Source organism: Cecembia lonarensis LW9 (assembly GCF_000298295.1).
Lineage (GTDB): Bacteria > Bacteroidota > Bacteroidia > Cytophagales > Cyclobacteriaceae > Cecembia > Cecembia lonarensis.
On the sequence record NZ_AMGM01000105.1, the window covers coordinates 1 to 11,571 of the forward strand.

An 11,571-nucleotide genomic window follows, 5' to 3' on the forward strand; every position below is an offset into this window, starting at 1 on the left:
TTCGCTTTTATTCTATTGTGAATGAGATTTTTTTACCTAATCCTAATTCTAATATTCGATAAAGGGTTGAAAGTTGAATATCACTTTTCCCATTCTCAATCCTGGAGATAAAGCTTTTCTTAGTCCCTGTTTTTGTGGCAAGTTGTTCTTGTGTCATATTTGAAAGTCTTCGCTCTTCTTTTATGAGTTCGCCAATTGCAAAAGCCTTAGCTTTCGCTTCAAAAGCCATTCTTTTTTCTTCGCCTTCTTGCCCATACCTTTTTTCAAGGTGTTCTTCGAATGTTGTAATTGAGCTACTTTTTTCCATTTTTATTTTGTTTATTCTTTTCTTCAAAATATTCAGCTTTGATTTTCAAGACTTTGTCTATTTCTTTTTGAGGGGTCTTTTGTGACTTTTTTTGAAATCCATTGAACAGCACTATCAAACTGCCTTCATCAAAACAGCAAAATATCCTGTAGATATTGCTGCTATACTCTATCCGTATTTCATAGAGTCCATCATAAGCAGTCATATGGGAGAAAAACTTTGCTGGAATTCTTTCAAGAACCATAATCATATAAAGCACTTCATCGATCTTGCCTTTCACCTTTTCCGGAAGCTTGTCAAAAAAGTCATTAAAATAGTCCTTATAGAAAATCAGTCTTCTTTTTTTCTCCATATCGTAAAGTTAACGAATAATGGAACAAAAGAGTTGTTTAAATGGGAAAAAATATAAATAGGTGGTATATTCCAAAGTGTAGCACAACTTTTTTATTTACAAACCTTTGGTGCATCTATATAGCCATATTTTGTAAATAGATATACCTTTGGTGTTCTTTATTTATAAATCGTCAAAAGGACTTTTGATCCTTTAAAGACACTTTTGACTAACATGGGTGTAAATCTCTGTAGTCTTACTACTCTTATGACCCAACAACTCTTGGATATACCCTAAATCTGTCCCACTTTCCAATAAATCCGCCTCATAAGAAAGGTGAAAAAATACAACTTCCTGATATTCTGACACCTCCCTTTATACCAACAAAAACCTACTTACACTTATCCTGATGCACTCTCGCGTAAATGCTCCCCCGGGCGAGGGCCTGCTGCAGGTCGTTGCAACCTGTCCTATCATTGAGGTTCAGTTTCGCCACCCCCCTGTGGGCTAAGGCCTCCACATGCTCCGGCTTTTCCTTTAATACCGCGTCAAAATCTTCCAATGCCCAGGAAGAATAACCGATGAGCATCAATACCAATCCCCTGTTATACTTGGCCGTCAGGTTGTCCGGGTCATAACGCAAGGACATATTGAAAGAACCTGCCGCCCCCAAAATATCCCCAATCTGGGAACGGGCCATCCCCTGGTAAAAATGTACACGGGCATCTTTGGGCTTCAGCTCTTTGGCCAACTGAAAAAACTCCTCCGCACTTTGGTAACGCTCGTTGATCAAAAGGGTCCTGCCCAAGAGAAAAAGAATTTCAAAATCTTTAGGGTCATGCTTGGCTGCAATCAATAGGTGATTTTCTGCTTGCCTGTAATTCTCCAGTTTCCAATAAACTTTCCCAATCCCAGCATGGGCCTGGGCATAAGTGGGATCCAATTTCAAAATGGATTTATAATCCTCAATGGCCTCCTGAAAAGCTTCCAATTCCTCGTAAGACCTGGCCCGCAAATGTAAGGATTTGATATCAGTAACATTTAAAAACAGGGCTTTTGAAAACTCTTTGACCGCCTCTTCATAAGCACCAGAGCGAAATAAACGCTCACCTTCTGAAAAACTTCCAAAACAGGAACTCAATAAGATCAAGAATAAGAAGAACAATTGGTTACGCATACCTAAATCCAGACGATTAACTCAAAACTAATGATTTATTTATAATTTCCCAAAGGCTGATAACCTATAAAACAAAAAAAGACTTAGAAGGTATTCTTTCACCTTCCAAGTCCTTTTGATCTTTCTCCAACCTTGGAAATTGCTTGGTACATGGTACTTTGTTCTTGGTACTTGGTACAACCTGTCTTCACTACCGAAATCCGCCTTTCGACCTCCTACTTTCCTACTTTCCCCTCTCGCTTCTCATATCTCGTCTCTCGCCTCTATCACTCAAAGCACTCCCTTCGTACTCGGCAACTTATCCAATGCCTTCATGTCCCTGGCTACTGCCATTTTGATGGCCCGGGCCAATCCTTTGAAAATAGCTTCAATCTTATGGTGTTCATTCGTGCCTTCAGCTTTGATATTCAGGTTACACTTGGCCGTATCACTGAAGGATTTGAAGAAATGAAAAAACATCTCGGTCGGCATATCCCCTATTTTTTCCCGCTTAAATTCTGCCTCCCATACCATCCATGGCCTTCCGCCAAAATCTATGGCCACCTGGGCCAAAACATCATCCATAGGCAAAAGGAAGCCGTACCTATAAATCCCCCTTTTATCTCCCAAGGCCTTCAAATAAGCTTCTCCCAAGGCCAAAGCCGTATCCTCAATGGTGTGATGCTCATCGATATGCAGATCGCCCTTGACCTCTATGGTAAGATCAGCCCCTCCGTGTTTCCCTAATTGTTCCAACATGTGGTCAAAAAAGGGTAAACCGGTGTAAATATCACATTTACCTGAACCATCCAGATTCACGCGAACATGGATATCTGTTTCGGAGGTTTTTCTGAACACTTCCCCAACCCTATCCGGAAGACGCAGATAACGGTAAATATCATCCCAATCTGTGGTATAAAAATCTGCTCCTTCCAAAGGACCACCTATGTAGATGGATTTGCAACCCATATTTTGGGCAAGGAGTACATCCGATTTACGGTCACCGATTACATAGGAGTTGGCCAAATCATATTCACCTTCCATATACTGGGAAAGCATTCCTGTCCCAGGCTTGCGGGTTGGTAGGTTTTCATGCTCAAAAGACCGGTCGATATGCACTGCAGCAAACTTGATCCCTTCATTCTTCAACGTTAACATCATTTTGTTATGGGCCGGCCAAAAGTCTTCCTCCGGTAAAGAGGCTGTCCCCAAACCATCTTGATTGGTTACCATAACCAACTCATAATCTGTTTCTTCCGCTATCCTTCTTAAATTGGAAATTACCTTTGGAATAAACTCCAGATCCTCCAAACTGTCAATTTGAAAATCCGTCTGCGGTTCCACAATGATGGTCCCATCACGGTCAATAAAAAGTGCTTTTTTCATCAATTATAGGTTTTTGATAATAGGTTCATATCGCGTTAAAGCTTCAATCAATAGTGTATTTTCTTCTTGGGTGCCCACTGAAATCCTAAGGCAATCTTCACATAATACCACCTTGGAGCGGTCACGGACAATAATCATTTCATGGATCAAGTATTCATAAATTTTTTGGGCATGATCCATTTTTACCAATACAAAATTCGCATGGGAAGGATAGCATTCCAACACAAAGGATAGATCATCCAAGGCCTCCACCAGCATTACCCGCTCTTTCATCACTTCCTTCACTAAAGCCTCCAACTGATCCGCTTTTTCCAAAGTCTCTAGAACCTTTTGTTGGGTCAGTCCGGAAATATTATACGGGGGCTTGATCAGATTGAGTATTCGGATAATTTTTTCGGAGGCGAAGGCCATACCTATGCGTAGATTGGCCAGCCCCCAGGCCTTGGAAAAGGTCTGCATCACCAATAGGTTGGGATAATGCCCCAACTCCGTCGTAAAGCTAGGTTCATCACTGAAGTCAATATAAGCTTCATCCACCACAACCAGCCCATGAAATTTTTGAATGATTTCCCGGATGGCATTCCTGTCCATTTTATTCCCACTGGGATTATTGGGTGAGCAGATAAAAATGATTTTGGAGTTTTCATCCACCGCTTCCAAAATAGCTGAAGTTCTTAGCTGAAAATCAGTAGTCAAGTTGACCCTTTTAATGGCTATGTCATTGATGGAAGCAGACACCTCGTACATTCCATAGGTCGGAGGCAGCAAGATGATATTGTCTTTGCCCGGTACACAGAAAGCACGCATCAACAGGTCTATGGCCTCATCACTACCATTTCCCAGAAAAATCTGTTCCTTGGCCACTCCTTTAACAGGTGCCAATTTTTCTTTGATATCTGCCTGATATGGATCCGGATACCTGTTAAATGGCTCTCCCGTAAGGGCACCATAAGGGTTTTCATTGGCGTCCAAAAATATACCCACTTTACCGGTATATTCATCCCTTGCTGATGAATAGGGTTTGATTTGCAGGATATGTGGCCTTAATAATTTTTCAAGTTCAAAACCCATTACTTCTTCTCTTTTAAGTATTGGAGACGAATACTCACCGCATTTTTATGTGCGTCCAAAAGCTCATTGGCAGCCATGATTTCTATTGTTGGCCCAAGTTTCTGTATGCCTTTTTCTGTGATTTTTTGGTAGGTGATTTTCTTGAAGAAGCTGTCCAGAGAAACACCGGAATAATTACGGGCATAGCCATAAGTAGGCAGGGTATGATTGGTCCCGGAAGCATAGTCCCCGGCAGACTCAGGCGTATAATTGCCAATAAATACCGAGCCGGCATTGATGATGCTGTTCACCGCCTCTTCTTCATTTTCCACGCAGATGATCAAATGCTCTGGTGCATAATCATTGATCAATTCCAGGGCTTTGGCCTGATTGCCCATGATCACAGCCACAGAATTGTCCAAAGCCCTCTTGGCAATATCTTTTCTGGGTAGTGTTTCTAATTGTTCTTCTACTTCCTTTAGGACTTTCTTGGCAAATTTTTCCGTAGTGGTCACCAGAACAACCTGAGAATCCACCCCGTGCTCTGCTTGGGAAAGTAAATCAGCTGCCACAAAAGCTGGAATCGCAGTCTCATCGGCATAAACCAATACCTCGGAAGGTCCTGCCGGCATATCAATGGCAACTCCTTTCTTCACGGCCAATTGCTTTGCTGCAGTCACATATTGGTTGCCGGGCCCAAATATCTTATCTACTTTAGGTACGGATTCGGTACCAAAGGTCATGGCTGCCACAGCCTGCGCACCTCCAGCTTTGACAATTTTATCTATACCGATAAGATCTGCTGTATACAGGATGGCAGGGTGGATATTGCCATCCTTGTCGGGGGGAGTACAAAGGATAATTTCCTCACAACCGGCATAGTTGGCAGGTACGCCCAACATCAGAACTGTGGAAAATAAGGGAGCCGTCCCACCAGGAATATAAAGCCCTACCCGTTGAATGGGGACAGACCTACGCATACAGGTAACCCCTTCCATCACCTCCATCTTAAGTTCAGGGCTTGCCTGGGCGGCATGGAATTTCTCTATGTTATCCTTGGCCACCTGAATGGCTTCCTTTAGTTGAGGGTCAACCAACTCTCTGGCCTTTTTGATTTCTTCTAAGCTGACCAAAAGATTTTTGATCTGTACATGGTCATATTCCAATGCAAATTTTTTCAATGCCTTGTCTCCTGAGCGCTTAACTTTCCGCATGATGGGCTTGACAATTTTCTCGATCTCCTTGGTTTTCTGCACCGGCCTTTTCAGGGCTTTGGTCCATTCAGACTTGCCTGGATTCAATATCGTTTTCATATGTAAATCTTTGCTATTTTATTTTTCCTCAGTTCTTTTTTCTTGCCACCACCTGCTTTCACTCGGGGCAAATACCCTAAAGGGATTAAAGCTCTATAAAGGTTGTATGGTCCCCATTTTTTTATGCAGTTACCTTAATGAATCCCTCAACTCCTTAATTGTTCACTTCCGAAATTCTCGCCTCTCGCTTCTCGTCTCTCTCTTCTCCCCTCTCGCCTCCATCAAACCACCATTTTCTCAATCGGCACCACCAGTATCCCCTCTGCTCCAGCAGCTCTAAGCTCTTCAATATTCTCCCAAAACTGATCTTCACTGATCACCGAATGTACGGAAGACCAACCTTCTTGGGCCAATGGCAAAATGGTCGGACTCTTCATGCCCGGAATCAATTGAATGATCCTGTCCAAGGAGGAATTAGGTGCGTTGAGCAACACATATTTATTGCTTTTGCCTTTCTGAACTGCATTCATTCTAAATAGCAGCTTGTCCACTATGGTCAATTTTTCCTCTGAAAGGGATTTATTAGCAATCAATACCGCTTCAGATTTGAAAATTTCTTCCACTTCCTTCAGGCCGTTCATCATCAGCGTAGAACCTGAGCTGACAATATCACAAATCCCTTCAGCAAGACCAATACTTGGGGCAATCTCTACAGAACCTGAAATTTCATGAATATCTGCCTGAATACCGTTTTGACTGAGGTAATCTCCGAGTATTTTAGGATAAGAGGTAGCAATGCTTTTACCTTGGAAATAATGTACATTGGTATAGGCTTCACCTTTTGGAATTGCCAAGGAAAGCCTGCATTTGGAAAAGCCCAGTTTCTTCAAAACGGTGACATCCTTGTCTTTTTCAACCAGTTCATTCTCCCCCACAATACCCAGATCAGCAACACCATCTGCAACATATCCAGGGATATCATCATCTCTTAAAAACAGGAATTCAACAGGAAAATTGGTGGAAACAGATTTGAGTTTTCCGGTACCATTATAAAATTTGATGCCACATTCCTTTATCAAGGCCAACGAGTCATCACTTAGTCTACCGCTTTTTTGTACGGCTATACGGATCATAGAATTCATGAATGCAATATACGTTTAGTATCAACATGTAAATAATGATTTTGGATAATAGGACTGTTAATTGATTTCAACAGCCTTCCTTGGGCGATATGTAAATAGATTTCCTCCTTAGGAGGAGTGATGGAAATGATGAACAGCACCAACATTCCTGTTGGTAAAAAAAATAGCGATTTGGAGTCTTTCTCTGTTCATTGTCCTGCAAAGATAGGTTCAATGTTCAAACATACAAATGAAAAGAATGTTTTCTTAAAGCTGATTGGAGAATAACAAACACCTCTAATAAGGATCCACATCCACAATAAAGCGCACTGACCTGAAATCCTTTTCAGCTTGCAGGGCTTCCAGTTGCTGCTGCAACTCCTGCTTAAAGTGGGCTTGGGCATGACTACTCCTGTCCAACTTCACTACAGACTCAAAAATATATTGATTTTTAATTTTGCCAATCAATCCCTTTTCCGGACCCAATAAAATCTTCTTGACCTGAATTTCTGCCATTAGGTTATGTAGGTGCCTTGCCGCCCTTTCTGCTGTTTTATAATCCTTATGTCTCGTACTGACTTTAATCATTTTGACAAATGGGGGGTAAAAAAAACGTTGTCTTTCACCCATTTCCTGGAGGTAAAAATTACGATAATCTCCTGAAATGATCTGATGAAAAATAGCCTGTTCGGGCCTCCTGCTCTGAATAACCACATGACCTTTTTTACCTCGTCTTCCCGCTCTTCCTGCGACTTGTGTTATCTGCTGGAAGGCACGCTCCCCTGCCCTGAAATCTGGAAAATAAAGGATCCTGTCCGCATCCATAACACCTACCACAGTAACCCGGTCGAAATCCAGTCCTTTGGTAATCATCTGCGTACCAACAAGAATATCCACATTTCCTGCACCAAAATCATCTAAAAGTCTTTGATAACCATATTTACTTCTGGTAGTGTCCAAGTCCATACGGGCAATCCTTGCCTCTGGAAACAAAAGGGATAAGCTTTCTTCAATGCGCTCTGTACCCACACCCACTGCGCTGATTTTGGAACTACCACAGCCCGGACAGACATGTGGAACTTTTTCCCTGAATCCACAATAGTGGCAGCGCATTTCTTCCCCAAACTGATGATAGGTCAAACTCACATCACAATGCTCACATTCAGGTATCCATCCACAATCCTCACAAGATACATAGGGAGCATATCCTCTTCTGTTTTGAAATATCAAAACCTGTTCCTGATTGACCAAAGCTTCCTGAATTTTTTCCCGCATCAACCTGGTAAAATCCAACTTCAAAAGATTTTTCTTTTTATCTATCAACATATCTGCCAAATGAAACTCAGGCAGCTGTGCTTCTCCATAGCGTTTATCCAGACTTGCATAACCGTATTTATCAGTACGGGCATTGTAAAAAGATTCAAAAGATGGAGTCGCTGAACCCAAAAGCGTCTTTGCCTGATGCAACCAAGCTAACATGATCGCAGCATCCCTGGCATGAAACCGTGGAGCGGGGTCATATTGCTTATAGGAAGACTCATGTTCTTCATCCACAATCAACAGACCCAAACTATCAAAGGGCAGAAATATAGAGCTTCTTACACCAACTACAAAAGAGAATTTCCCGCTGAGCAAACCATTCCAAACCTCTACCCTTTCATTATCAGAATACTTGGAATGGTATACGCCCATACTGCTCCCAAAAACTTGTCTTAATCGGCTTACCATATGGGTGGTCAAGGCTATTTCCGGCAAAAGCATCAAGACTTGAGAACCACCCTGCAGGGCTTCCTGGATCAAAGTAATGTAAAGTTCAGTCTTCCCACTTCCCGTGATTCCATGCAGTAAAACAGTATGCTTTTTTTCAAATGCTTCTTTGATTTTGACCTGTGCCTCTAATTGCTTATGAGTCAGTACAATAGGCGAATCACTGCCTGCCTCATCTTCAAACCTACTCACAATGATTTTAAATTCTTCCAATACCCCATTTTTAATCAGGGTTTTCAAGGAAGAAGTTGACATGCCTGCATCAGTAAGGACTTTCTTTTCCAAGCCATTTTTGTTGAGCCCAGCTTGTCTGTAAACAGGCACCTCTTGTAGGTATTTCAGCAAGATTTCTTCTTGTTTGGGTTTGGTGCTGATTTCATGGAAAAGTTTTTCGAGACTGGATTTGTCCTCTACAAAATTTGAAGTCAGTCTAATGCGGTTCTCCACTTTGGGACTGTATTTTTCCTTTACCTGCTCAAAAACAACAACGGCCTCTTTGATTACAAGACTTTTGATGATACCATGAATGGATTTAATGCCCAGAACTGATTCACAATCCTCAAAACTCATCTCTTCTTTCTTTTGCAATGCCTTAAGAAGGACCTCTTCCCTTTCATCCAAAGGATAGGCACAGGTGTCAGGATCAAAAGTAGGATTAAGCTGAATTTTACTTTCACTGCTAAGCTTCAGCCCTGAGGGAAGTGCTGCGTTCATTACTTCCCCAATATGGCAACAATAATATTGGGCCATCCAGGCCCAAAAACGTATCTGAACTGGATTAACAGATGCGTGGGATTCCAATACATCCAATATCGGTTTGGCATCGTATGCTGTTGGGGGCTTTTGATGGACTTTGCCCACAATGCCTGTTAGGATTTTTTTCTTTCCAAACTGAACAATTACCCTGTAACCAATGCCTATCTCTTCTTTTAGACTTCGGGGTATTTTATAAGTAAACATTTTAGGAATTGGGACAGGTAAAATAATATCCGCAAATGAACCGGATGAAGCTACCGACTGCTCTAATTGATCTCCAAATAGCGTTTCCAAAAGTTTCCTCTTCTAATAATTTCTAAACTCTAATCGACTTAAATGTAAAATAAACCAAATCCTTTGGAAATTCAGATCAACGTAAAAATTAATTAAAAAAACAAGTGGGCAGCATGTTGAATTTTCCTCAAAAGAACTGAATGCCCATTATGCTTATTTTTTGGATTCCGATTTTCCAATTAGTTTTACATAGTCACAGAAGAAATCCAACAGCAATGAACAAAAGGCTATTTTTAAAATCATTAGGGCTCGGGCTTGCAGGCATACCGCTTTCCTCTTCTATTTTGAAGGAAGACCTGGCTAAAAAAGTATTGCTTCCAAAAGGCATACAGAAAGGAGATAAAATAGGCATCATCAGTCCCTCTGCCGCTACTGCTGACAGGATTCAGTTTGATTTTGCCCAAGAAACCATGGAAGCAATGGGGCTTGAAGTACAGTTGGGGAAAAATCTAAAAAATAGAAGAGGTCACCTTGCCGGAACTGATATAGAGCGGGCAGAAGACCTCAACAGCATGTTTGCTGATGACAGCATAAAAGCCATCATCTGCATCCGTGGTGGTTCGGGTGCTGCAAGGATCTTACCTTTGATTGATTACAAAAACATCAAAAGAAATCCAAAGCCTCTCTTGGGCTATTCTGACATCACGGCCCTGCACAATGCAATTCATGCCCAGACCGGATTGATTACTTTTCATGGGCCCAATGGTACCGGAAGCTGGAACAGTTTCAATGTGCGGCAGTTTGAAAAGATGTTTATTGAGAGGGAATTGGTAAATTTTGAAAACGAACAGGTAAAAGGCGATGATCTGATTGTTAAACAAAACCGTATTCAGATCATCCGACCTGGTAAAGCTTCAGGAAAAATTCTTGGGGGAAATTTAACAGTACTTACTGCCCTTTCAGGCACACCGTATTTGCCTGATTTTAAAAACGCCATTTTATTTTTGGAAGATATAGGAGAAGACCCCTATAAGTTGGATAGGATGTTAAGTACCTTGAAACTCAACGGTACTTTGGACAGTATCAAAGGTTTTATTTTCGGTCAATGCACAGATTGCACACCCTCGGGGGGCTATGGTTCATTAACCCTGGATGAAATCCTTGACGATTACCTTCTACCTTTGAATATTCCTGCATACAGAGGTGCCATGATAGGTCATGTAGCCAAGCAATTTATCGTACCTGTAGGCGCCCAAGTAGAAATGGATGCAAATGCCGGCACCTTTAGAATGTTGGATAAAGTTTTTCAGGAATAAGGAATTTTATTATTCAGGAATCCCGACTCCAGAGGAGTCGAACTCAAGGGAAGAAATAATAATAAGTGTCAAATAAAACCAGGACGTAACATGCCGGAAACCTACCAAATCCGTGTACATCTGGTAATTTTAACATTTTAGAAAATAAACAGAAAAAGGAATATGAACTATATCAAACTATTCAGCCTGGCAGTTTTAATACTAATATCAAGCTGTGGGCAAAAAGAAAACACCAGCAACACCATGGCAGAAAAAACACGCACCTACCTGGCTTTGGGCGATTCCTACACCATTGGAGAAGGTGTGGCAGAAAGCGGCAGATACCCCAACCAAGCCATTTCCATCTTGAAAGAAAAGGGAAAAGTCTTCGAAACACCCACCCTCATTGCCAAAACAGGTTGGACGACGGATGAGTTAAAAAAAGGTATTGAGGTTGCAGAAATAGAAAGCAACACCTATGATTTAGTTACTTTATTGATTGGGGTCAATAACCAATACAGAGGCAGGGAGATTGAAAATTATCGAGAAGAATTCGGGGAATTATTACGAAAGGCCATTGGATTTGCCAAAGGAAACGCCAATCATGTGGTAGTCATTTCAATACCGGATTGGGGTATAACACCCTTTGCTGACGAAAGGAATACAGATAAAGCAAAAGTGGCCGGCGAAATTGATCTTTACAATGCAGCTAACCAAACCATAGCGAAAACGCTTGGTGTACATTACATAGAGATCACTGAAAGGTACCGTGAAATCGGCGCCAAGGAAGAAATGGTCGTTGCAGATAAACTTCATCCCAGTCATTTGGTATATGAGGAGTGGGCCCAGGAATTGGCAAAAATCATTGAAGGGAAAATGCAGCTTTAATGTCTTGATGAAAGGCTTTATAATTTT

10 protein-coding genes and 1 pseudogene are annotated in these 11,571 nt (G+C 41.5%); 2 read left to right on the forward strand and 9 right to left on the reverse strand.

What is annotated here, in order from left to right:
* Positions 1-7: 7 nt before the first annotated feature.
* The 9 genes and pseudogenes from B879_RS18630 to priA all read right to left on the reverse strand — a co-directional run bounded on the left by B879_RS18630 (position 8) and on the right by priA (position 9,421).
* Complete coding sequence (locus B879_RS18630) at positions 8-307, reverse strand: helix-turn-helix domain-containing protein (RefSeq protein ID WP_009186765.1); 300 nt, start codon at positions 305-307, stop codon at positions 8-10.
* Positions 294-659, reverse strand: a complete 366-nt coding sequence (locus B879_RS18635; protein WP_009186766.1) for a type II toxin-antitoxin system RelE/ParE family toxin — start codon at positions 657-659, stop codon at positions 294-296. The genes B879_RS18630 and B879_RS18635 overlap by 14 nt, the downstream gene beginning before the upstream one ends.
* 192 nt (positions 660-851) lie before the next feature.
* Positions 852-971, reverse strand: a pseudogene (locus tag B879_RS22240) (tyrosine-type recombinase/integrase); the annotation flags it as partial.
* A 58-nt stretch (positions 972-1,029) separates the two neighbouring features.
* The gene (locus tag B879_RS18640) at positions 1,030-1,815 is read right to left on the reverse strand and encodes a tetratricopeptide repeat protein (protein WP_009186767.1); all 786 of its coding nucleotides are present in this window, start codon (positions 1,813-1,815) and stop codon (positions 1,030-1,032) included.
* A 270-nt stretch (positions 1,816-2,085) separates the two neighbouring features.
* Positions 2,086-3,180: a bifunctional histidinol-phosphatase/imidazoleglycerol-phosphate dehydratase HisB gene (gene hisB / locus B879_RS18645; RefSeq protein WP_009186768.1), complete on the reverse strand. Its 1,095-nt coding sequence runs from the start codon at positions 3,178-3,180 to the stop codon at positions 2,086-2,088.
* Positions 3,181-3,183: 3 nt separating this feature from the next.
* Complete coding sequence (gene hisC, locus B879_RS18650; protein ID WP_009186769.1) at positions 3,184-4,251, reverse strand: histidinol-phosphate transaminase; 1,068 nt, start codon at positions 4,249-4,251, stop codon at positions 3,184-3,186.
* On the reverse strand, positions 4,251-5,543 hold the full coding sequence (gene hisD / locus B879_RS18655; protein WP_009186770.1) for a histidinol dehydrogenase: 1,293 nt from the start codon (positions 5,541-5,543) through the stop codon (positions 4,251-4,253). Before hisD ends, hisC begins: the two co-directional genes overlap by 1 nt.
* Before the next feature lie 221 nt (positions 5,544-5,764).
* Positions 5,765-6,625 carry an ATP phosphoribosyltransferase gene (gene hisG / locus B879_RS18660; RefSeq protein WP_009186771.1) on the reverse strand — a complete coding sequence of 287 codons (861 nt, stop codon included), beginning with the start codon at positions 6,623-6,625 and terminating at the stop codon, positions 5,765-5,767.
* 276 nt (positions 6,626-6,901) lie between these two features.
* Complete coding sequence (gene priA / locus B879_RS18665; RefSeq protein ID WP_009186772.1) at positions 6,902-9,421, reverse strand: replication restart helicase PriA; 2,520 nt, start codon at positions 9,419-9,421, stop codon at positions 6,902-6,904.
* Between the two features lie 215 nt (positions 9,422-9,636).
* Here priA and B879_RS18670 point away from each other — a divergent pair, with 215 nt between their 5' ends.
* Together B879_RS18670 and B879_RS18675 are read left to right on the forward strand one after the other, a co-directional pair.
* Positions 9,637-10,677, forward strand: a complete 1,041-nt coding sequence (locus B879_RS18670) for a S66 peptidase family protein (protein ID WP_009186773.1) — start codon at positions 9,637-9,639, stop codon at positions 10,675-10,677.
* 162 nt (positions 10,678-10,839) lie between these two features.
* A complete protein-coding gene (locus B879_RS18675; RefSeq protein ID WP_009186774.1) occupies positions 10,840-11,544 on the forward strand; it encodes an SGNH/GDSL hydrolase family protein in 705 nt (234 codons plus the stop codon).
* Positions 11,545-11,571: the final 27 nt, after the last annotated feature.

Excerpts from the sequence above, each read along its gene's own strand:
- B879_RS18630 (WP_009186765.1), bottom strand. The coding sequence starts at position 307 with ATGGAAAAAAGTAGCTCAATTACAACATTCGAAGAACACCTTGAAAAA.
- B879_RS18635 (WP_009186766.1), bottom strand. The coding sequence starts at position 659 with ATGGAGAAAAAAAGAAGACTGATTTTCTATAAGGACTATTTTAATGAC.
- B879_RS18640 (WP_009186767.1), bottom strand. The coding sequence starts at position 1,815 with ATGCGTAACCAATTGTTCTTCTTATTCTTGATCTTATTGAGTTCCTGT.
- hisB (WP_009186768.1), bottom strand. The coding sequence starts at position 3,180 with ATGAAAAAAGCACTTTTTATTGACCGTGATGGGACCATCATTGTGGAA.
- hisC (WP_009186769.1), bottom strand. The coding sequence starts at position 4,251 with ATGGGTTTTGAACTTGAAAAATTATTAAGGCCACATATCCTGCAAATC.
- hisD (WP_009186770.1), bottom strand. The coding sequence starts at position 5,543 with ATGAAAACGATATTGAATCCAGGCAAGTCTGAATGGACCAAAGCCCTG.
- hisG (WP_009186771.1), bottom strand. The coding sequence starts at position 6,625 with ATGAATTCTATGATCCGTATAGCCGTACAAAAAAGCGGTAGACTAAGT.
- B879_RS18670 (WP_009186773.1), top strand. The coding sequence starts at position 9,637 with ATGAACAAAAGGCTATTTTTAAAATCATTAGGGCTCGGGCTTGCAGGC.
- B879_RS18675 (WP_009186774.1), top strand. The coding sequence starts at position 10,840 with ATGAACTATATCAAACTATTCAGCCTGGCAGTTTTAATACTAATATCA.